We start from the raw sequence: 21,534 nt of genomic DNA, 5'->3' as shown, positions 1-21,534 counted from the left end.
AGCTGAAAGGGTGCCGATGTCGGCACTCGGTACTCGGCAACCACCTCCTCGACACGGCCCTGGGCATTGCGCACGGTGGGCGTGAGGCTGAGCAATTGCGGCGACAGGCGTGGCGGCATGCCAAGCTTCGCCGGTACGCTGGGGAACTGCGGGTAATCCTGCACAGCCTGCCCCGCCGAGAAATGCCCAGCCTGGACCATCTGGTGCCGCAGATTCGGCGCACAACGGCCAAACACACCGTCACCGAACACCGTCGTATTGCTGATCACCCGCATCCGGGCAGTAGGTGCCGAGGCTGGCGGTTCCACATAAGGCTGCGATGGAATGCCGGAACACCCCGTCAATACGCCAATGAGCGTGACACCCAGACTCAGCGAAACCTTGTTCATCGCAACTCCTGGAAGGCATGGGGACGACGTGACAGTAGATCGACATTGCCCGTCAGGCAATTTCGCCCCACCACCCCACGCCGTCCCCGAGGCCGCTACAGCCTCCAGTCCAGGCTCACCATCAGCGTGCGCGGCTCGCCGTGGTACACGCCGTTATAGAACCCCAGGTTGTTGTAGTAGTGCTCGTCGAACAGGTTCTTCACGTTCACCGACGCCGACAGGTGCTCGTCGAAACGATAACGCGCCATCAGCCCCACCACCGCGAAGGCGTTCTGGCTGATCTCGTCCTTGGCCGTGATCACCGAACCATTGGCCCGGCGCCCCACTGGCCGGTTGGCCAGCTTGTAGGTGTCGCTCTGCCAGTCCAGGGTGCCGCCCACGGTCAATGCCGGGGTCAACTGGTAGGTGCTGGAGAAGCGCACCAGGTTCAACGGCTGCTCGGTGCTCTTGCGCGACTTGTCGGCATTGGCGGCGTGGGTGTAGCTGTAGCCGAGGCTCATCTGCCAGCCGCTGCTCACTTCACCGGCGAGCTCGGCTTCGAAGCCCTCGACCACGATGCCCTTGCCACCGGACTTGTAGAACACCTCGTTGCCGTTGGGCGGCACCGAGTCATCCTGCTCGGCGACGTTGTCCTGCTTGCTGCGGTACACCGCACTGCTCAGGTTCAGCCGGTCGTCCATCAGGCTGCCCTTCAAGCCCACCTCGTACACCTTGCCGACGATGGGCTCGAGGTATTGCCGGTTGACGTCGCGTACCGACTGCGGGTTGAAGATGTCGGTGTAGCTGGCGTACACGGTGTACTGTTCGGTCAGGTCGTACAGCACCCCGGCGTAGGGCGTCCACTGGTCGTTCTGGGTCTGCTTGCTGGGCGTAAGCTCGGTGCCGTTGAGGTCCTCGTCGAATGTCCACTCGCGGCTCTCGGTCTGCCAGCTGCCGTAGCGGCTGCCGAGCACGAAGTGCAGGCGGTCGGTGGGGTTCAGGCGCGTGGCGATATAGCCGGCTTTCTGCTTGGTGTAGTTGCGCGAGCCATCTTGTCCGATATCGAGGTCCTGGAACTTGGCGACGCTGCTCATGTACTTCCAGTCGGGGATCTTCTGGTAGTCGGCGGGCAACGGCCCCTCGACGAAGTAAGGCGAACTGTCGCGCCGCTCGGATTCGCCATAGCCGATCATGAAGTCATGGCTGCGCCCGAACAGTTGGTAGGGCCCGGCCAGGTTGAGATCGACCGCGTCCATCTTCTCCTCGCCGCTGAAGTGCGAATACCAGGCGTTCATGCCGCTGCGGTCGGCTTCGGGGAAACCGTTGCCACCGTAGTACACCTTGCCGTCGCTGTCGGACTCACGGTGGGTGTAGGCCAGCTTCAGCAGCCAGTCGTTGGGCAGTTGCTGGTCGAGGGTGGCGAACACCGTCTGGTCCTTCAGCGGCCAGGACGACCAGGGTGCGGCCAGGTTGGTCGAGCGCGGCAGGTCGGCCTTGCCGCCGTCGGCGTTCCAGTACGGCACGGTGCCCCAGGAGGCGCCCTGCACATGCTTGTTCTGGTAGTCGTAGCCCACCGCCAGCACGGTGCTGTCAGTCAGGTCGGCTTCAAGGATGCCGTAGGCCACCTCACGCTGGCTGGCGTACTTATCCATGAACGACTGGCTGTCGCGGTAGGCCAGCACCGTGCGCCCACGCAGGCGCCCTTCCAGCCCCAGCGGGCCACCCACATCGAGGTAACCGTGGTAGTTGTCGTAGCTGCCGGCGCTGACCCCGGTGCTGACCGCCAGTTGCGAGGTGGGCCGCTTGCGCACCATGGCGATGGTCCCGGACGGGTCGCCCGCGCCGGTGGTCAGGCCGGTGGCGCCGCGTACCACTTCGATCCGGTCGTAGATGATGGTGTCCGAGTCCGACTTGAGCCCGGAGAAGGTGTTGAGCATCCCGTCGATCTGGAAGTTGTTGATCGAATAGCCCCGCGAGTAATAGCTCGGGCGCTCCGAGTCGTTGCGCTGCACGGTGACGCCGGTGACGTGGGCCATGGCTTCGGACAGGGTGTCGAGCTGGAAGTCGTCGAGTTGCTGGCGGGTCAGCACCGAGACCGATTGTGGGGTTTCCTTGATCGACAGGTTCAAGCGCGTGGCCGCGCTCATGCTGCCGGTGGTGTAGGAGCCGCTGTGCTCGGTGGTGCTGCCCAGGCTCTGGGCGAGAATCTCGGTGGAGCCGAGCTCCAGCACGTTGTCGTCGGGCCGTTTTTCGGCCTCTTCGGCCAGCGCAAGCGGGCTGACGACGGTGGCACACAGACCCAGGGTGAGGGTCATGGAACGGCTGATGGGCGCGAACATCGCTGCCTGTCTCCTTGTTCGTTTCGATGAATGTCCTGGCTGCCGGATGAACGGCATTCACATGAAAACGAATCGCGCATGCGAATCATTATCGATATGTCATCGAAACGTAAAAAAGGGCGGTATTCGACCGCCCTCTTCTGTCAGCGCCTACGCCTCACGGCATTACCGGCGGCACGTACTGCAAGGTTGTGCCCAACGCCCACAGCAGCACCAGCACCAAAGGCACGTGCACCAGCAACTGCACGAACGAGAAGCCGATCAGATCACGCGCCTTCAACCCCAGCACGCCCAGCAGCGGCAGCATGTAGAACGGGTTGATCAGGTTTGGCAGCGCTTCGGCGGCGTTGTAGATCTGCACCGCCCAGCCCAGGTGGTACTGCAGGTCGTTGGCCACCAGCATCACGTAGGGCGCCTCGATGATCCACTTGCCACCACCGGACGGGATGAAGAAGCCCAGCACCGCCGAGTACACGCCCATCAGCAGCGCATAGGTGTCGTGGGTGGCGATCTGGGTGAAGAACAGCGAGATGTGGTGGGCCAGGGTTTCGGCATCCGCCCCTTTCACCTGGGTGAGGATGGCCGCGATCGAGCCGTACAGCGGGAACTGGATCAGCACCCCGGTGGTGGTCGGCACGGCGCGGGCCACGGCGTCGAGGAAGCTGCGCGGGCGCCAGTGCAGCAAGGCACCAAGCATGATGAACAGCAGGTTGTAGGTGTTAAGCCCGGAGATCGCGGTGATCGCAGGCTTGGTGGCGAACTCCTGGTACAGCCAACCCGCGGCCAGGGCCACCAGCAGCAGGATCAGGATCGGGCTGTATTCCAGCCACTCGCCCGGGCGCGTGCGCTGCGGCGAGGGTGGCGCAGTGAAGCTGGGGTCGACCCCGCAGTCCTGGGCGCTGCGCGCGCTGTTCGGGCCAGGGGCGGTGGCATAGGCGACGATCAGCGAGACGATCACCAGCGCCGCCAGCATCACCCCGGACTGCCAGAGGAAGATGGTTTCGGTGAACGGGATCACCCCAGTGATGGACAGGATCGACGGCGGCAGGCTGGCCGGGTTGGCCTGCAACTGCGCAGCCGACGACGACAGGCCCAGTGCCCACACCGCGCCCAACCCCAGGTAGGCGGCGGCGCCAGCGGCGCGATAATCCATCTTCAGGTCGGTGCGCCGCGCCAAGGCGCGCACCAGCAGGCCGCCGAACACCAGCGACAGCCCCCAGTTGAGCAACGAGGCGAGCATCGAGATCAGCGCTACCCAGCACACCGCCGAGCGGCCGTTCTTGGGGATGCGCGCCAGGCGGTCGATCAGCCGCGCAGCGGGTGGCGAGCTGGCCACCACGTAGCCACCGATGACCACGAAGGCCATCTGCATGGTGAACGGGATCAGGCTCCAGAAGCCGTCACCGAAGGCCTTGGCGGTGTCGGTGGGCTTGGCGCCCATGACCAGGGCACCCAGCGATACCAGCATCACAGCCAGGGCGGCGAACACCCAGGAGTCGGGGAACCAGCGTTCGGCCCAGTTGGAGCAACGCAAGGCAAAGCGGGCGGAGCGGCTGTCTTGGATATCAGCGGCCACGGGGATTTCCTTTTATTTGTTTTTTTGATTTTCAACACTGAAGCAACGCAAAAACCCTGTGGGAGCGGGCTTGCCCGCGAAGGCGGCGGTGAATTCACCATCGCCTTCGCGGGCAAGCCCGCTCCCACAGGGTCGGTAGTACTTTTTAGAAAGTCATTTCCTTCACATCGTCCGGCACGATCAGCTTGCCGGCGGTTTTCTCGATGATCTCTTCGACGCTCACGCCCGGGGCGGTCTCGCGCAGGATGAAGGCGCCATCCTCGATCTCGAGATAAGCCAGGTCGGTGAGCACCTTGCGGATGCAACCGGCGCCGGTCAGCGGCAGGCTGCACTGGGGCAGCAGCTTGGACTCGCCGTCCTTGGAGGCGTGGGTCATGGTGACGATGATGTTGTCGGCACCGGCCACCAGGTCCATGGCGCCGCCCATGCCCTTGACCAGCTTGCCGGGGATCATCCACGAGGCGATGTTGCCCTGCACGTCCACCTCGAAGGCCCCGAGCACGGTGAGGTCGACGTGGCCGCCACGGATCATGGCGAAGGATTGCGCCGAGTCGAAGATCGACGCGCCACGGCGGGCGGTGACGGTCTGCTTGCCGGCGTTGATCATGTCGGCGTCGATGGTCGCCTCGGTGGGGAACTCGCCCATGCCCAGCAGGCCGTTTTCCGACTGCAGCATCACGTCCATGTCGGCAGGCACGTAGTTGGCCACCAGGGTGGGGATGCCAATACCGAGGTTGACGTAGTAGCCGTCCTTGAGTTCACGGGCGACGCGTTGCGCCATTTGTTCGCGGGTCAATGCCATGGTCAGGATCTCTTTGTTGTTCTTGAGGATGGCGCTCAGGCCTTGACGGTGCGCTTTTCGATGCGCTTCTCGAAGGTGCCGACGATGACCCGGTCGACGTAGATGCCCGGGGTGTGGATCTCGCTGGGCAGCAGCACACCGGGCTCGACGATCTCTTCGACCTCGACCACGGTGATCTTGCCGGCAGTGGCGGCCAGCGGGTTGAAGTTTTGCGCGGTGTTGCGGTACACCACGTTGCCGTAATGGTCGGCCTTCCAGCCCTTGACGATGGCGAAGTCGCCGGTGATGGACTCTTCGAGGATGTACTTGCGGCCGTTGAACTCGCGCACTTCCTTGCCTTCGGCAACTGGGGTGCCGTAGCCGGTGGCGGTGTAGAAGGCCGGGATGCCGGCGCCGCCGGCGCGCATTTTCTCGGCCAGGGTGCCTTGCGGGGTGAGCTCCACTTCCAGTTCGCCGCTGAGCAGCTGGCGCTCGAATTCGGCGTTCTCGCCCACGTAGGAGGCAATCATCTTGCGGATCTGCCGGTCCTCCAGCAGCACACCCAGGCCGAAGCCATCGACGCCGCAGTTGTTGGAAACCACGGTCAGGCCCTTGACGCCACGGCGCTTGATCTCGGCGATGAGATTCTCGGGGATGCCGCACAGGCCGAAGCCGCCGGCCAGTACCGTCATATTGTCGGTCAGGCCCGCCAGGGCCTCTTCGTAGCTTGCTACACGCTTGTCCAGTCCGGCCATGCTCAGTCGCCTTTTGTAGTTGTTGGAACCGTGCGGTCATCTTCACTGTAGTCGACTGATTTGTTAATTTTGTTTTCGTCATCGATTGATAACTTTTACAAAACAAAGACCGAGCCAGCCCATGAACGTCAAGCAACTACGTGCCTTCGTCACCGTGGCCAAGTACCAGAGCTTCGCCCAGGCCGGCGAACACCTGCACGTGTCGCAACCGGCCCTGAGCCTGACCATCAAGGCCCTGGAGGACAACCTCGGCGGCGCCCTGCTCACCCGCACCACCCGCAGCGTCAGCCTGACCCCCGAGGGCGAAGTGCTGCTGCCCCTGGCCCGGCGCCTGCTGGCCGACTGGGACGACACCGAAGAAATGCTGCGCCAGCGTTTCACCCTGCAACTGGGGCGAGTGTCGGTGGCGGCCATGCCCGCCTTCGCCGGCAACCTGCTGCCGCAGTCGCTTAAGGTGTTTCGCCAGCGCTACCCGAAAGTCAACGTGACCGTGCACGACGTGATCAACGAACAAGTGCTGGAGCTGGTACGTCACCGCCGCGTCGAGCTGGGCATCGGCTTCGAGCCCGACAACGGCGAGGCGCTGCGTTTCCATCCGCTGTACACCGACCGTTTCGTTGCCGTGGTGCCCGCCGACTCACCGCTGGCCCGGCTACCGCAGGTACGCTGGCAGGAGCTGTTGGCCGAGGACTTCATCGCCCTGCAACGCCCGTCGGCGGTGCGCCTGCTACTTGAACAACACCTCGCCGCCGGCCACGGCAAGCTGACGGTGGCCTTCGAAAGCCACCAGTTGGCGACGGTTGGCCGCATGGTCGCCAGTGGCCTGGGCGTCAGCGCCGTGCCGGCGTTGTGCATCGAACAGATGCAGCAACTGGGCGCCCGCTGCGTGCGCCTGGTGGAGCCCACCGTGGAGCGGCGCATCGGCGTGATCGCCCTGGCCGACCACAAACTGTCCCGAGCGGCTCAAGCGCTGCTCGATGTGTTGTTGACCCATACCCATCCACAGGAGGTGACATGCGATACGTGAATCTGGCGGGTACCCGCGTTCCGGCCATTGGCCAGGGCACCTGGTACATGGGCGAAGACCCACAGCGCAAGGCGGCCGAGGTGGCGGCCCTGCAACAGGGCATCGACCTGGGCCTGACCTTGATCGACACCGCGGAAATGTACGCCGAGGGCGGCGCCGAGCAGGTGGTCGGCCAGGCCATCGCCGGGCGACGCGACCAGGTGTTCCTGGTCAGCAAGGTCTACCCGCACAACGCCAGCCAGCGCGGCGTGCCGGCGGCCTGCGAGCGCAGCCTCAGGCGCCTGGGCACCGACTGCATCGACCTGTACCTGCTGCACTGGCGCGGGCAGTACCCGCTGGATGAGACCGTCGAGGCCTTCGAACGGTTGATCGAGCAAGGCAAGATCCGCCGCTGGGGCGTGTCCAACTTCGATCTGGACGACATGCGCGAGCTGGGCAACCCGGCCTGCGCCACCAACCAGGTGCTGTACAACCCGGCCGAGCGAGGTATCGAGTTCGACCTGTTGCCCTGGAGCCGCGAGCGGCAGTTGCCGACCATGGCCTACTGCCCGCTGGCCCAGGCCGGGCACCTGCTGCGCCATCCGGTACTGGCCGAGATTGCCGAGCGCCATGGCGCGACGCCGGCGCAGGTGAGCCTGGCGTGGGTGACGCGCACTGACGGCGTGATTGCGATTCCCAAGGCGGTGGAGCCTGAGCATGTGCGGTTGAATGCGTTGGCAAGTGAGCTGGTGTTGACGACTGAGGACCTGCAGGCGATCGACCAGGCATTCCCGGCCCCCACACGCAAGCAGCGCCTGGCGATGGTATAGCCACATCGCGGTTCAAGCCCCTCCCACGGTGCTTCCGATCGTGGGAGGGGGATTGACCCGCGATAAGGTTCAATGAAAATCCCGGCTGCGTACATCCAGCCCTTGCAGCAACGGGCTGATATCCTCCAGCCGTCGGGCGATCAGGTGCCGCACCCCGTTCTCTTGCTCCTGCCGCCCACTCACCTTGAGCAATTGCGACCCCACCAGCGCCCGCCGCTGCCGCTCGGCCAGGTCACGCCAGACCACCACGTTGACCATGCCGTGCTCGTCCTCGAGGGTGACGAAGGTCACCCCGCTGGCGGTCTGCGGACGTTGCCGCCCGACCACGATGCCGGCCACGGCGATGTTGTCGCCATGGGCAACCCCGGCCAGCTCGGCTGAACTGCGGCAACCCAGCGCTCGCAGGCGTGGACGCAGCAAGGTCAGCGGGTGCGGGCCCAGCGTGGTGCCCAGGGTGTCGTAGTCGGCCACCAAGTCTTCGCCCACTGTGGGTGCCGGGAGCTCCACCGCCTGCTCCTCCGCCGACGGCACCTCGGCGAACAACGGCAGTTGCGCCTGTACCGCCGCCACCTGCCAGCGCGCCTGATGCCGGTCGCGGGCCAGCGCGCGCAGCGCGCCGGCATCGGCGAGGCGCGCCCGAGCACGGCTATCGAGCCCAGCGCGCAGGCACAGGTCCTCGACATCACGCCATGGCCGCTGCTTGCGCGCCTGCTCCAGGCGGCGGGCATCGGCTTCGTTGAAACCACGAATCTGCCGCAAGCCCAGGCGGATGGCCAGTTCATCCTCACCTTCCAGGGTGCAGTCCCATTCACTGTGGAACACATCCACCGGCCGCACCTCAATGCCCTGGCGGCGGGCCTCCTGCAACAGCTGGTCGGGGCTGTAGAAACCCATCGGCCAACTGTTGACCAGCGCACAGGTGAAGATCGCCGGCTCATGGCACTTCAGCCAGCTGCTGGCATAGCACAGCAAGGCGAAACTGGCGGCGTGGGATTCGGGGAAGCCGTAGCTGCCAAAGCCCTTGATCTGCTCGAAGATGCGCTCGGCGAAAGCCAGCTCGTAACCATTGCGCAGCATGCCCGCCAGCAACCGTTCGCGGTGCGGCTCCAACCCGCCATGGCGCTTCCAGGCTGCCATGCTGCGGCGCAGCTGGTCGGCCTCGCCGGGGCTGTAGTCGGCGGCGACCATGGCCAGTTCCATCACCTGTTCCTGGAACAGCGGCACGCCCAGTGTGCGATGGAACACCGCCTTGAGCTTTTCGGAGGGATAGGTGACCGGCTCTTCGCCCAGCCGACGGCGCAGGTACGGGTGGACCATGTCACCCTGGATCGGCCCGGGGCGCACGATCGCCACTTCGATCACCAGGTCGTAGAAGGTGGCCGGTTTCAACCGCGGCAACATGGCCATCTGCGCCCGCGATTCGATCTGGAACACGCCCATCGTTTCCGCGCGGCTGATCATGGCGTAGGTGGCCGGGTCTTCCTTGGGTAGAGTGGCCAGCGTGTATTCATGGCCCCGGTGCCGGGCGATCAGGTCGAAACAGCGACGCAAGGCACTGAGCATGCCCAGGGCCAGTACATCGACCTTGAGCAGGCCGACCATGTCCAGGTCGTCCTTGTCCCACTGGATCACCGTGCGGTCCTCCATCGCCGCGTTCTCTACCGGCACCAGTTCATGCAGGGGTTGTTGCGAGATGACAAAGCCGCCTGGGTGTTGCGACAGGTGCCGGGGGAAGCCGATCAGCTCCCCGGCCAGCACCAGGATGCGCCGCAGCGACGGGCTCTGGGCATCGAAACCGGCCTCGGCCAGGCGCGCGGCATCGGGGATGCGATCGCTCCAGCGCCCGCAGCATTTGGCCAGGGCATCCACCTGGTCGGCCGGCAAGCCCAACGCCCGCGCCACATCGCGCACGGCGCCGGCGGCGTGGTAACTGCTGACCACCGCCGTGAGCGCCGCGCGGTGGCGGCCATAACGGCGGAACACGTACTGGATCACCTCTTCGCGGCGGTCATGCTCGAAGTCGACATCGATGTCCGGCGGCTCGTTGCGCTCGCGGGAGAGGAAACGCTCGAACAACAGGTGGTGGGTCATGGGGTCGAGCTCGGTGATGCCCAGCACGAAGCACACCACCGAGTTGGCCGCCGATCCGCGCCCCTGGCAAAGGATGCGCTGGCTGCGGGCGAAAGCGACGATGTCGTGGACGGTGAGGAAATAGCTCTCGTAGCCAAGCTCCTCGATCAGGGCCAGCTCCTTTGCCAGCACCGCGCGCACCTCGTCGCTCGGCCCCTGTGGCCAGCGCCCAGGCAGACCGCGCTCGCACAGGGCGCTCAACCAGCTGGCGGGGGTATGGCCTTGCGGTACCAGTTCGCGCGGGTATTGGTACTTGAGCTCGGACAGTTCGAACGTGCAGCGTCGGGCGATGTTCAGCGTCTGCCCGAGCAAGTCCTGTGGGTACAGCGCCTGGAGCTGTTCGAGCGGGCGCAGGTGCCGCTCGCCATTGGCGAACAGCAAACGCCCGGCCTCGGCTACCGGGCAATGCGCGCGGATGGCGGTCATGCAGTCCTGCAACGCCCGACGCCCACGCACATGCATGTGGACATCGCCACAGGCCACCAGCGGTACGGCCAGCTGTGCGCCCAACGTGCGCAAGCGCTCTAGATAAGCCGCATCGTCGGCACCACGGTGCAGCTGCACCGCCAACCACAGACACTCACCGAATATGCCACGCAGGCGCAGGCCGACCTCATGGTTTTCATCCTGTCGCGTTACCCACAGCGCCAACAGGCCCTGGTGATGGGCTTCGAGGTCTTCGAGCAGCAGCTGGTAACTGCCCTTTTGTGCGCGACGGCGCGCCAGGGTGATCAGCGCGCAGAGATTCTGATAGCCCGCAAGGTTCTCCACCAGCAATACCAACTTGGGCCCCTCTTCTACCTGAACCTCACTCCCGACGATCAGCTTCAACCCATGCTCACGAGCAGCCTGCCAAGCCCGCACGATACCGGCCAAGGTGCACTCATCGGTGATCGCCAGGGCTTGATAGCCCTGCTCCCGGGCACGGCGAAACAACTCATCGGCACTGGAGGCGCCACGCTGGAAGCTGAAGTTCGACAGGCAGTGCAACTCGGCGTAACCGACCGTGTTCATGCGAACCACCCTTGCAGCCACAATGGCCCCGGGCACGCCAGGTCACGATAGGCCCAGCCCTGCTGGCCGTCACGGGTTTCGATACGGTAGTAGTCACGGCGCACATCGCCGCCATCCCACCAGCCCGACTCGATGCGCTCGGGCAGGCCCAGCAGTTGCACACCGGCCTCTGACAGTGCCTGGGGCTCGGGCAGCAGCCAGCCAGGCCGGCTACCGGGGGCGATCATCAGCGGCCCCGGGCCGCCCTGCTCCACGCCTTGCCAGGCGCACTCGGGGCGATGATCGGCTGCGGCACGCAGGCCCTTGACCGCCTCATCGCCAAGCCGTGCACGCAGGCGTTCGCGCAATTGTTCCCAGGGCTGGTCCTGCTTTGTACGCGGGTCGAACAATGCCTGGTGCTGCGGCACGAAGGGCGGCAGGTCGGCCGCCAGCAGCCGCAGATTGCGCACCGGCGCCGGTATGCGCAGCGGTTCCAGGCGCCCGCGCGCCAGTTCGAAGAGCATCGCGGCATCGCGCTCGGCGGACAGCAGGCCCACCTGCAACAGGGTGTCGGGGCCGTCGGCATGTTCCAGGTGCAGTTCGAAGCGCTGCACACCGCAGTCACGCCCAGCGAGGAAAGCGGCCAGGTCGTTGATCAGCCGGCGCAGGGGGAACAACAGCGCCTGGTGTGACTCGACGTCGAAGTTGAGTTCCAGCCGCGCCTCGAAGCGATCGGGCGGCTGGTAGAAATCCAGCCCCAGTGCACGCAGGCCGAACAATTGGTCCAGGTGCAGTTGTACCTGGCTGCTGAACCGTCGCGCCAGCGACTCACGGGGCAGCGTCAGCACCTGGCCAAGTTGGCGCAGGCCCATGTGCGCAAGTGCTTCGCTGGCTTCGGGCGGCAGGCCGACTCGGGCGATGGGCATTTCCAACAAGGCGGCGCGGGTGTCGTCGGCCGCCGCCGCAGCCAGGCCATCGTGAACATTGGCGAGCATCCGCGCCGCCACTGGGTTGCTGGCCAGCACGATACGCTGGCGCAGGCCCAGGGCGTTGAGCTCCTGGCGCAAACGCGCCTCGAACACCGGCCAGGGCCCGAACAGCTGTAGGCTGGACCCCACTTCCAGCAGCAAGGCGCGCGGATAATGCAGGCTCACTTGCGCACTGAAGCGGTAGGCCCAGGCCGCCAGCAGCTGTTGCAATTGCTCGATGCGCGCAGGTTCCACTTCGACACAGGTAAAGCCGTCGGCCAGGGCCCGGGCGGCGGTGAGCGTCTGCCCTGCGCGCAGGCCCAACCGATTGGCCGCCGGGCTGACGGCTTGCAACACCCGTCGCTGGGTCGGCCCGCCGATCAGTACGAGGGGGGTGTCAGGGTCATCGCGTTCGCGCAGGACGCTGTCCAGTGCCAGCTGGGGTAACAGGATGCAGGCCCAGAGCATGCTGCATCAGCCCCGCCCCGGACGGGCGATGGGGGCAGCCGGCGGCAGCCCGCCACGGCACTTGAGCACCCGCCACTGCGCAGGCCGCAGATCGACGGCAATGCGCAATGCCGCAGGCGATGGGTTGCGCCCTGCCTGCTGCGGGCGGCAGGCGAACGCCAGCGCGGCGCCGGTTTCCGCTGCCACCTGCAAGCGGCGCAGGGCTCGGTCGTCGGCGCGCTCTGGCCAGCACAGTACTGCCGCGCAACTGCCCGAACGCAGGCACTGTTCGGCAGCCCAGAGTGCTTCGCTGCTGTCGGCGTCGACCTGTGCCAGCCAGCGCAGGTCGACGCCCGCCGCCTGCCAGGCTGGTGCATAGGGGATGAACGGTGGCGCCACCAGCACCACCCGCTCGCCCGCAGAGGTCAAGCGCGCGAGCGTGGGCCACAGCAACTGCAACTCGCCGCAGCCGGGGTTGGCCATCAGCACTTCGCTCAGTGACGACGATGGCCAGCCGCCATCCGGCAGGCGCTCATCGAGCGCAGCGTGCCCACTCGGTTGCAGGCCCTGCGGGCGTGTCCGGGCCTGCCGCCCGCGCCAGACCTTTTGCTGGTCGAGCAGGTGGTCCAGGTTGACTACCGCGCCCATCAGTCACGCCTCAGCAGGCCGCAGAACACGCCTTCGATGAAGAACGCGTGTTCGGGGCCGACGTCGATGGGTTGGTAATGCGGGTTGCGTGGCAGCAGGCGATAGCCCTCACGGGTGCGTTGCAAGCGCTTGATGGTCACCTCGCCATCGAGCCGGGCGACCACGATCTGGCCATCGCGGGCATCTCCTTGCTGGCGGATGCCGACCAGGTCGCCGTCGAAAATGCCATCGTCGACCATCGAGTCGCCGCGCACCTTGAGCAGGTAGTCGGGGGTACGGCGGAACAGGCTGGGGTCGAGCAGCAGTTGCTCGTGGATGTCGAGGTCGGGCCCGATCGGTGCGCCGGCGGCGACCTGCCCGAGCACTGGCAGCTCCAGTATCTCGGGCCGGCGCAGCGGCTCGGCCAGGCGGATGCCGCGGGCCTGGTTGGGGGTGACTTCGATATAGCCACACTGGCACAGGGCGGTGATGTGCTTGCGCGCCACACTGCGCGAGGCGAAACCGAAGCGCGCAGCGATGTCGGCCAGCGAAGGGGGCTGGCCTTGCTCGGTGATGCGCTCGCGAATGAATTCGAGAATGGCGCGGCGTTTTGGGGTCAGATTGTCCATGGAGCACATTTGTACTCTTTTTGTGAAACACTGAACAGCCCCCTTTGTCGTCGGCTTTGGCTATGATGCTGCTGAATTGATTCTTCAACGCCAGGATGCCCGATGCTCACCGCCCTGCTGTTCGACCTCGATGGAACCCTCACCGACACCGACACCCTGCATTTGCAGGCTTTCCGCCAGCTGCTGCGCGACTACGACGGGCGTGAACTGACCCAGGAGCAGTTCGACCTGCGGGTCAGTGGGCGCTCCAACGGGTTGTTGTTCGCCGACCTGTTTCCGCAGGCCGACTTCGCCCAGCGCCAGGCGCTGGCCGAGCGCAAGGAGGCGCTGTTCCGTGAGTTGTCGCCCACGCTGCACCCCCTGCCCGGCCTGTTGCGCCTGCTCGATCATGCCAAGCAGCATGCCGTGGGCATGTGCGTGGTGACCAACGCTCCACGCCTGAACGCCGAGCACATGCTTGCGGCCATGGGGCTGAGCGAACGTTTCGAGCATGTGCTGGTTGCCGACGAGCTGGCCCGGCCCAAGCCGGATCCGTTGCCCTACCTTACCGGCCTCGAGCGGCTGCGGGCCGAGGCTGGTGCAGCACTGGCCTTCGAGGATTCGCTGCCGGGGGTGCGAGCGGCTAATGGCGCCGGGATCTATACCGTGGGCCTGGCTACCACGCAGCCGGCCGAGCGGTTGATCGAGGCTGGGGCGCAACTGGTGATCGAGGATTTTGATGATCCGCAGCTGTGGGCGCTGATCGAGCGGATGCAGGGCTAACGGCGTTTGTAGCTCTTATTGCCAGACGGTGTCAGGCAATACACCCCGCCACGAGGTCCAGTGCAGTAGTTACCACTACCGCAGGCGCACCCATCATCGCTGGCACGCAGTGGCTGAAAATTGGAGCGTCCGCCATACAGGGCGCTGCAGTTTTTCTTCGAGGCGCTGATCGATCCGTCATTGCAAAGGAATGTGGCACCATCACAACCTGCGATCCCTCCTTTACGCCCAGAGCAAGGTGTATTGCCGGCATGCGCCGCCGGAGCAGCCAGGCACAGTGCCAGCAAGGGTAGTGAGAGCCAGCGCATGGCTAAGAAGGACATGGTTAAGCTCCGCGCGAATGATGGCTCAACGATATCAGAAATCTCTGACACAGCCCCACTTACCACTCGTCGGTCGTCATTTGTTACCCGTCGATTGGCCCTCAGTCCATACGACCACTTGATGAATCCCCCACCGCGGAGCGCTCATCATGAACACACCCGATACCAAGCATCTAGTGGTTTCCCGCAACCAATGGCTTGCCGCCCGCCGCCAGCTCTGGCTGCACGAAAAAGCCTTCACCCACCAGCGCGATGAACTCGCCGCCGCCCGCCGGGCCCTGCCCTGGGTGCGAGTCGAGGCGGACTACCGCTTCCACGGTGCAGACGGCGAACTGCCACTGAGCGCGTTATTCGCCGGGCGCAGCCAACTGCTGGTCTACCACTTCATGTTCGCCGAAGGCTGGAGCGAAGGCTGCCCGGGCTGCTCGTTCCTCGCCGACCATTTCGATGGCGCCAACCTGCACCTGGCCCACCACGATGTGTCACTGGTGGCGGTTTCCAGTGCGCCCTACGGCGAATTCCAGGCATTCCGCCAGCGCATGGGCTGGCGCTTCCCCTGGTACTCCTCCCACGGCAGCCACTTCAACCAGGACTTCGGCGTCAGCGTCCCCACCGACGGCAGTGGCCACTACAACTACGAACCCTACAGCGGCAACGAAGCCGAGTTGCCCGGCCTTAGCGCCTTCATCAAGGCAAGCGACGGTGGCATCTACCACACCTACTCGACCTATGCCCGTGGGCTGGACATCCTGGTCAACACCTACAACTTCCTCGACCTGGCCCCACTGGGGCGCAACGAGGCAGGCACCATGGATTGGGTACGCCACCACGACCGTTACGAAGGCGCCCAGGGCAAGCCGCACTGCTGCGGCGAATGAACGTTTCGGCTCAATCGTCCTGGTCGATGATCAACGGCTCGCCGATGGCATAGAAATGCCCGCCGGCCACGTAATGCAGGCTGCGCCAGTCCGGGTCGGCATGCTCGTAGGCCCAGTGCCCGTCGCGGAACACCCGGTCATCGGCCCAGGCGGCGACCACTTCGCCGATGAACAGGTCGTAGGTTTGCTGATTGTGCGGCTCGTCTATCACCCGGCACATCAGCCAGGCCGAGCAGCCATTGACCAACGGCGCCGCGAAGCCCTCGACCCGGGCCAGTTCGACGCCGATGCGCGCCAGCTTGTCGGGCTGGTCGAACAGGCTCTGGTTGCCGACCTGGTGGGTGAGCCGCGCCTGGGCGGCATTGGGCACCTGCAACACGAACCAGCCACTGCCCTCCACCAACTGCCGGGTACGGGCACTCTTGTCCAGGACCACGGTGACCTTGGGCGGGTCGAAGTCCAGCGCGCAGGCCCAAGCCGCGGCCATGACATTGTCGACACCCGCGTGGCTGGCCGAGACAAGCACGGTGGGGCCATGGTTGAGCAGGCGATAGGCTTTCTTCAGGTCGACGGGCTGGAAATGGCTGTTCATGGGGTTCTCGATACGCAGGGCGTGCCATTGTGCCGCAGCCATGTCTTGGGCAACAGGCTGACCCGGATCAAGTCACTACCCCACCCCTTCCAGTAATTTAGGAAACTTCCTAAGGGCTGACAGGAATCTGCCTGCTTCCCCCTGCCCCCTGGCAAAAAACAAGATCGGACCTGGATGTCGTCACCGCCGCGCCCTGCGGCCCGCCCCCTCCAGACGAGGCCCTGCCATGCCAAGCCCTACCCATGCCCTGCAACACACCCTGCGCCAGTTGCTGGCTCACGAGGTCAGCAACCCTGATGACAACCGCCACCTCTCCGGCGTGCGCTTCTTTTGCGCCACCGACGAGCACACTCGCCAATTGATCGAGCGCGTCGAGCTTTTGGCCAGCGAAGCGTTCTTCGACGAACACGGTCGCGCCATCCCTGAGCGCATGCGCGCGGCCGCTTTCGATGGGGTGAACATCCGGCAGAAACGCAAAACGCCCGAGGACGAGACCGTGATTCACATCGACCTGCCCGAAAAAGGTTACATCACCATCAGCACTGCCCGCCTGTGACTTTGCTGCGGGTCTTGCCTGCAGAAGCGGCCTTGTGTCGCAAAAGGGCCGCTGCTGCAGCGATTGTGCAACGCTGGGTAGCTGATCAGGCATAATGGCGCCCTTTTTCACCCCGTAGCACAGGTATCCCCATGAAAGCCCAAGCCCGCCACATCCTGGTCAAGACCGCTGACGAAGCCGAAAAGCTCAAGCAGCGCATCGCCAACGGCGAAGCCTTCGACGTGCTGGCCAAGAAGTTCTCCACCTGCCCTTCCGGCAAACGTGGCGGCGACCTGGGTGAAGTGCGCCCCGGGCAACTGGTGGGCGCCATTGACCAGGTGATTTTCAAAAAGCCCCTGCGCGTGGTGCATGGGCCGATCAAGAGCAAGTTCGGTTATCACCTGGTCCAGACCTTCTACCGCGACTGAACCCGTAGCGGCCCTTGGCCACCTGACAGTTTTGCCAGTTGTGCGTCGGACCTTGATCTCTGTACATCTCAACCAGGTGTTGTGCGGAGATGTCGGGGATGCATATGCGTCTGTTGCTGGCTTTCACCCCCCTGTTGGCCATGGCCGATGCCTGGGCCGCCTGTGCTTTCATCCCAGGAGCGGGCGACGATGCCTACCACTGCGACAGCGGCGAGGCAACGTCGCTGGTCGATCTCAGTGGCGATAACCGCCTGACGCTACCCGCTGGCGGTAGCGGCGCGATCAGCGGCGACGTCATCTTCGGCGCCGGCGACGATCGTGTCGACATGGCCTCGGGCAGCATCGGCGGCGATGTCGACCAGGGCACCGGTTCCGACCACTTCAGCATGAGCGGCGGCATCATCCAGGGTGACCTCAACCAGGGTGACGGCCTCGACACCTTCCGCATGACGGGTGGCTGGATCAAAGGCACGTTCGACAGTGGCGACCATGCCGAGATGGACGGCGGGCGCATCGGCAGCGTCAACATGCGCCTGGACCAGAATGTCTTCATCCTGCGTGGCGGCAGCATCGACCGGAATATCGTCAGCGCCTTCGACAAAGACCATGTCGAGGTCTTCGATGGCACGGTGGGCGGTAATATCAGTGTCAGCGGCGGTGATGACCAGGTGCTGATCCACGGCGGGCGGATCGGCGGCGATGTACTGCTCAGTACCGGCAACGACCTGTTCAGCTGGGATGGCGGACGTATCGGCGGGCGTGTCGACCTTGGCCCGGGCAACGATACGGCGCGGCTGGCAGGCTTGAGCGGTGATGCTGCATCCATACCCCTCGATGGCGGCACCGGCATCGACACCCTCACATTGCTTGGCAGCCATGCCAGCGGTGGCGCGCGGTTGATCAACTGGGAGCGTATCGCGTTGAGCGAGGGCAGCCGCCTCGACCTTGACGACACCCTGCGCCTGGGCGATCCAGGCAGTGGGGCCGGCACTGTGCTCATCGATGCCCAAAGCACGCTGGTCTCGCGCCAGGGCAGCGTCGTCGCCTCAGCCAATGGCCAGCCCGCCGTGCTGGAAAACGCCGGCACCATAGACCTGCGCGGCGGCAACGACGCCCGTGGTCGACTGACCATTGCCGGCCACTACAACGGCGACAATGGCAACCTGCACCTGAACAGTGTGCTGGCGGACGACGATGCAGCGTCCGACCGCCTGGTGGTCAGCCAAGGCAGCATCGGCGGCCATACACAGCTGCTGGTCGACAACCTCGGTGGCACCGGTGCGGCCACCCAGGGTAACGGCATCCTGGTGGTCGAGGCGCGTGATGGTGCCGTCAGCGATGCCGGCAATTTCGTCCAGGGCCAGGTCCTGTCCGCCGGGGCCTATGACTACCGGCTTTTTCGCGGAGGCCTCGAGGCTGGCAGCGAAAACAACTGGTACTTGCGCTCGGCAGTGATCGCACCGCGCAGCCTCCTGGCCACTGCATCGCCGCCCGACACGCCTGTTGCCGAGTCGCCACAGGCGCCAGCCCCCTCATCGCCCGCCGTCACAGTCCCGCAAGCCGCACCTGCCCCAGGCCAGGTGCCGTTACCTTCGCCAGTGCCTGGGCGCAACATCCCGTTGTACCGCCCTGAGGTGCCAGTGTACGCCGCGGCGCCACGCGGGGCGGCGATCATCGTTCGCCAGACGCTGGGCACTTTCCACCAACGCCAGGGTGACCAACGCACCTTCGGTGCTGGCAGCGCCGGATGGGGCCAGGCCTACGCCGATCATATGCGCCAGCAGTGGAGCGGCACGGTAAGCCCGCGTCTTGAGGGTCACAACAATGGTTGGCGGGTCGGCCACGACCTGCATGCAGATGTCGATGAGGCCGGTTACCGCCAACAGGTCGGCCTGTATCTGGGCCATGGACGGCTGGATGCCGATGTCAAAGGGTTCGCCCTGGCGCGCGAGGATCAAGCCGTCGGCGACCTCGAGCTGGTCGGCAAAAGCGCGGGCGTCTACTGGACGCAGGTCAGCCCCGCGCAGGGCTATCTCGACGTCGTGCTGCAATACACCGTCCTCGACGGGCGTGCCCGTTCCGACCGGGGCGGCAAGCTCGATATCGACGGCCATGCCTGGAGCGCGTCGCTGGAGGGCGGCTACCCCTTCGCGCTTTCGCCACACTGGTTCCTGGAGCCACAGGCCCAGCTGATTGCCCAGCAAGTGACCCTGGACAGCGCCAGCGATAGCGTGGCGCAGGTCAACCATGACGCCCAGCTCGAGCTGACCGGGCGTATTGGGCTGCGCCTCGAAGGCACGTTCCAAGCCAGCGCTGGCCAAACGCTGCACCCTTACGTAGAGGCGAACCTGTGGCATGGCGATGGCGGGCGCGACACCCTGACCTTCGATGGCGGCGACAGGATCAAGACCGACTACCGCTTCACCGCGCTCCAGGTCGAAGCAGGCCTGGCCACGCGCCTGAGCGCTGCGTTGAGCCTGCACGGCGGCGTGCAGTACAGCACCAACCTGGACAGCCGCCAGCAGCAGGCTGGGGGTGTGAATGCGGGGCTACGCTGGCAGTTTTAGCGTCCGGTCTCGGAAATACGTTCTCTTTTGGCGAGTGGCTTGGGTGTCCGGCCAAGGCGCCGCGACGAGTCATAGCAGGGCTATGGCGAGGAGTGGCAACGCCGGCCGGGCGCCCAAGACGCCGCCAAAAGTGAACTGCTTATTTCCGTGACAGGACGCTAGCGCCGTGCCGCCAGCAATCCCAACCCCGCGCACCCCAGCAACGAGGCACTGACCCGGTTGAAAACCCGTCGTGGGCCGGGGCGTTCGAACCAGCGTTGCAGGTAGGCGCCCAGCCCGGCATAGATAGCGATGGCCGCCCACTCCAGCAGCAGGAACAGCACGCCCAGTTGCAGGAATTGCTCGGCGACGGGCGTGCTGCCCCCCACACTGACGAACTGCGGCAGGAAGGCGGTGAATATGAGAATCGCTTTCGGATTGCCTGCCGCCACCCAGAATTCCTGGCGCGCCAGCTTCCATGCACCGCGTGGCTGCTCACCGGCCGCCACCGCCTCGCCTACCGGGGCGCGCCACAGCTGCCAGGCGATGTAGAACAGGTAGCCCGCGCCCAGCAGCTTGATGGCCAGGAACAGGTATTCGCTGGTGTGCAGCACCACCGCAAGCCCCATGGCGGCCAGGGCGATCATGCCGCTGAAGGCCAGCAGGCGCCCGGCGCCGGCCACGCACGCGGTGCGCAGGCCATAACGGCTGGCGTTGTGCAGGGACAGCAGGTTGTTGGGACCCGGCGCCATGTTCAGGGCAAAACAGGCAGGGATGAACAGCAGCAGGCTCGACAGGTCCATTCTTTTTCTCCTACAAGGACCGCGGCAGCGTCGCGCTCCGCGAGCCCCGGCGTCAAGCACAGTGGCGCGGCAATCGGCCGGAACAGTAGACTGCCCTTCCCGAGTCTTCCGGCCACCCGCCATGCCCAACCCTCTGCGCGAGATCTGGCACGACCCCGCCCTGCCCTATGTCGAAAGCCGCCGCGCCTGCCAGAGCCGGGCCTGCTACAAGGCCCATGCCCACCCAACTTTCTCCATTGGTGCGGTGGATGCCGGCTACAGCCGCTTCAGTGGCGCAGGTGCAGGCCAGGTACGGCTGACCCCCGGCACCCTGGTGCTGGTGCCGGCGCAGCGGGTACATGCCTGCAACCCAGAGCCGGGGCAAGCCTGGAGCTACCAGATGCTGCACCTGGATGCCGGCTGGCTGCGGCAGTTGCGCCTGGAGGCCGGGCTTGCGGCGGGCGAGCCCGATGCGCCAGCGCGGATCACGCGCTCGCCAGCACTCTATCGGCAGTTCTGCGCGCTGAATCAGTTGTTGTTCTCCCCTGCGCCCGCACTGGAAAAAGAAACCGCGTTGGTGGGGTTCATCGGTGACCACGATTTCAGCCGCTACCCGACATTACCGGCGGCACCCGCGTTGGCGCCTTCGTTGCTGAGCCAGCTGATCGAGTGCGTCGAGCAGCTGAGCCTGGGTGAGCTGAGCCTGAACGGCCTGGCACGACAAGCGGGGCTAGGCCGCTATCAGTTCATCCGCGCGTTCACCACTGCCACCGGTATGACGCCCCATGCCTGGCTGCTCAATGCGCGGGTCAATCATGCGCGGGAACTATTGCGCCAAGGCCAAGGGCTGGCCGAAGTCGCCTACCAGTTGGGGTTCGCCGACCAGAGTCATTTTCAAAGGGTGTTCAAGGCCCATGCTGGGGTTACCCCAGGGGCGTACCGCAGCGCACCTGTTGCCGGCAAACCGGCCACACCCTGACCGCGCCACGCTCAAGACTTGCGCTGTACCTGTGGGAGCAACTGTCTTGCACAGTTTTTTGTAGGAGCGGCCTTGCCGGGGCGCCGGACCGGCCGGAAAGGGCTGCGCAGCAGCCTCGGCAATTTATGCGGTAACGCAAAAACTTGGGGCCGCTCTGCGGCCCATTCGCGACACAAGGCCGCTCCTACAGGTGATGTACAAGCTTCAGGGTGGGAGCCGGCTTGCCGGCGATGAGGCCAGTGCAGGGAACACAAGACAGT

General features: G+C 65.3%; 19 protein-coding genes and 1 pseudogene. 8 read left to right on the top strand and 12 right to left on the bottom strand.

Annotated features, from left to right (window positions below; all coding sequences use genetic code 11):
- The 5 genes and pseudogenes from IX761_RS16940 to IX761_RS16920 all read right to left on the bottom strand — a co-directional run.
- Nucleotides 1-389 (bottom strand): annotated as a pseudogene (locus tag IX761_RS16940) (hypothetical protein); the annotation flags it as partial.
- 95 nt (nt 390-484) lie between these two features.
- Nucleotides 485-2,707 (bottom strand): TonB-dependent siderophore receptor, encoded by a 2,223-nt coding sequence (locus tag IX761_RS16935; protein ID WP_194790717.1) that lies wholly within the window; start codon nt 2,705-2,707, stop codon nt 485-487.
- A gap of 157 nt (nt 2,708-2,864) precedes the next feature.
- A complete protein-coding gene (locus tag IX761_RS16930; RefSeq protein ID WP_194790716.1) occupies nt 2,865-4,283 on the bottom strand; it encodes a short-chain fatty acid transporter in 1,419 nt (472 codons plus the stop codon).
- 145 nt (nt 4,284-4,428) lie between these two features.
- On the bottom strand, nt 4,429-5,085 hold the full coding sequence (locus IX761_RS16925; protein ID WP_194790715.1) for a CoA transferase subunit B: 657 nt from the start codon (nt 5,083-5,085) through the stop codon (nt 4,429-4,431).
- 35 nt (nt 5,086-5,120) lie between these two features.
- Nucleotides 5,121-5,819 carry a CoA transferase subunit A gene (locus IX761_RS16920; RefSeq protein WP_194790714.1) on the bottom strand — a complete coding sequence of 233 codons (699 nt, stop codon included), beginning with the start codon at nt 5,817-5,819 and terminating at the stop codon, nt 5,121-5,123.
- 121 nt (nt 5,820-5,940) lie between these two features.
- Between IX761_RS16920 and IX761_RS16915 the strand changes: the two genes are divergently transcribed.
- Nucleotides 5,941-6,846 (top strand): LysR family transcriptional regulator, encoded by a 906-nt coding sequence (locus tag IX761_RS16915; protein WP_194790713.1) that lies wholly within the window; start codon nt 5,941-5,943, stop codon nt 6,844-6,846.
- Nucleotides 6,834-7,655 (top strand): aldo/keto reductase, encoded by an 822-nt coding sequence (locus tag IX761_RS16910; protein WP_194790712.1) that lies wholly within the window; start codon nt 6,834-6,836, stop codon nt 7,653-7,655. The genes IX761_RS16915 and IX761_RS16910 overlap by 13 nt, the downstream gene beginning before the upstream one ends.
- A gap of 69 nt (nt 7,656-7,724) precedes the next feature.
- Here IX761_RS16910 and IX761_RS16905 read toward each other — a convergent pair whose 3' ends face one another.
- From IX761_RS16905 to lexA, 4 genes are read right to left on the bottom strand one after another with little or no spacing between them, the layout of a single operon-like run.
- Nucleotides 7,725-10,799: an error-prone DNA polymerase gene (locus IX761_RS16905; RefSeq protein WP_194790711.1), complete on the bottom strand. Its 3,075-nt coding sequence runs from the start codon at nt 10,797-10,799 to the stop codon at nt 7,725-7,727.
- A complete protein-coding gene (locus IX761_RS16900) occupies nt 10,796-12,214 on the bottom strand; it encodes a Y-family DNA polymerase (protein WP_194790710.1) in 1,419 nt (472 codons plus the stop codon). Before IX761_RS16900 ends, IX761_RS16905 begins: the two co-directional genes overlap by 4 nt.
- Nucleotides 12,215-12,220: 6 nt before the next feature.
- Complete coding sequence (imuA, locus tag IX761_RS16895) at nt 12,221-12,841, bottom strand: translesion DNA synthesis-associated protein ImuA (RefSeq protein WP_194790709.1); 621 nt, start codon at nt 12,839-12,841, stop codon at nt 12,221-12,223.
- Nucleotides 12,841-13,458 carry a transcriptional repressor LexA gene (gene lexA, locus IX761_RS16890; protein ID WP_194790708.1) on the bottom strand — a complete coding sequence of 206 codons (618 nt, stop codon included), beginning with the start codon at nt 13,456-13,458 and terminating at the stop codon, nt 12,841-12,843. Before lexA ends, imuA begins: the two co-directional genes overlap by 1 nt.
- A 93-nt stretch (nt 13,459-13,551) precedes the next feature.
- Here lexA and IX761_RS16885 point away from each other — a divergent pair, with 93 nt between their 5' ends.
- Complete coding sequence (locus IX761_RS16885; RefSeq protein ID WP_194790707.1) at nt 13,552-14,211, top strand: HAD family hydrolase; 660 nt, start codon at nt 13,552-13,554, stop codon at nt 14,209-14,211.
- Here IX761_RS16885 and IX761_RS27145 read toward each other — a convergent pair.
- Nucleotides 14,208-14,519: a hypothetical protein gene (locus tag IX761_RS27145; RefSeq protein WP_416366795.1), complete on the bottom strand. Its 312-nt coding sequence runs from the start codon at nt 14,517-14,519 to the stop codon at nt 14,208-14,210. The two genes, IX761_RS16885 and IX761_RS27145, sit on opposite strands and share 4 nt — an antisense overlap.
- Before the next feature lie 164 nt (nt 14,520-14,683).
- On the opposite strand from IX761_RS27145, the gene IX761_RS16880 reads away from it, so the two are divergent.
- Nucleotides 14,684-15,412 carry a DUF899 domain-containing protein gene (locus IX761_RS16880; protein WP_194790706.1) on the top strand — a complete coding sequence of 243 codons (729 nt, stop codon included), beginning with the start codon at nt 14,684-14,686 and terminating at the stop codon, nt 15,410-15,412.
- Nucleotides 15,413-15,422: 10 nt separating this feature from the next.
- Here the strand turns inward: IX761_RS16880 and IX761_RS16875 are convergent, their stop codons facing one another.
- Complete coding sequence (locus IX761_RS16875; protein WP_194790705.1) at nt 15,423-16,004, bottom strand: flavin reductase family protein; 582 nt, start codon at nt 16,002-16,004, stop codon at nt 15,423-15,425.
- A 226-nt stretch (nt 16,005-16,230) separates the two neighbouring features.
- Between IX761_RS16875 and IX761_RS16870 the strand changes: the two genes are divergently transcribed.
- The 3 genes from IX761_RS16870 (at nt 16,231) to IX761_RS16860 (ending at nt 19,534) form a co-directional block, all read left to right on the top strand.
- Nucleotides 16,231-16,560 (top strand): hypothetical protein, encoded by a 330-nt coding sequence (locus tag IX761_RS16870; protein WP_194790704.1) that lies wholly within the window; start codon nt 16,231-16,233, stop codon nt 16,558-16,560.
- 131 nt (nt 16,561-16,691) lie between these two features.
- On the top strand, nt 16,692-16,967 hold the full coding sequence (locus tag IX761_RS16865) for a peptidylprolyl isomerase (protein ID WP_008095636.1): 276 nt from the start codon (nt 16,692-16,694) through the stop codon (nt 16,965-16,967).
- 98 nt (nt 16,968-17,065) lie between these two features.
- The gene (locus IX761_RS16860; protein ID WP_194790703.1) at nt 17,066-19,534 is read left to right on the top strand and encodes an autotransporter outer membrane beta-barrel domain-containing protein; all 2,469 of its coding nucleotides are present in this window, start codon (nt 17,066-17,068) and stop codon (nt 19,532-19,534) included.
- A 158-nt stretch (nt 19,535-19,692) separates the two neighbouring features.
- Here IX761_RS16860 and IX761_RS16855 read toward each other — a convergent pair whose 3' ends face one another.
- Nucleotides 19,693-20,316: a LysE family translocator gene (locus IX761_RS16855; protein WP_194790702.1), complete on the bottom strand. Its 624-nt coding sequence runs from the start codon at nt 20,314-20,316 to the stop codon at nt 19,693-19,695.
- Nucleotides 20,317-20,437: 121 nt separating this feature from the next.
- Between IX761_RS16855 and IX761_RS16850 the strand changes: the two genes are divergently transcribed.
- Entirely contained in the window at nt 20,438-21,274 is an 837-nt protein-coding gene (locus tag IX761_RS16850) for an AraC family transcriptional regulator (RefSeq protein ID WP_194790701.1), read from the top strand.
- The last annotated feature ends 260 nt before the right edge of the window (nt 21,275-21,534 follow it).

Source organism: Pseudomonas sp. UFMG81, from assembly GCF_015354575.1.
In the GTDB taxonomy this organism is placed as follows: Bacteria; Pseudomonadota; Gammaproteobacteria; order Pseudomonadales; family Pseudomonadaceae; genus Aquipseudomonas.
The sequence above is the reverse complement of the archived record's forward strand: the minus strand, read 5'-3'. Positions and strand labels throughout refer to the sequence as shown.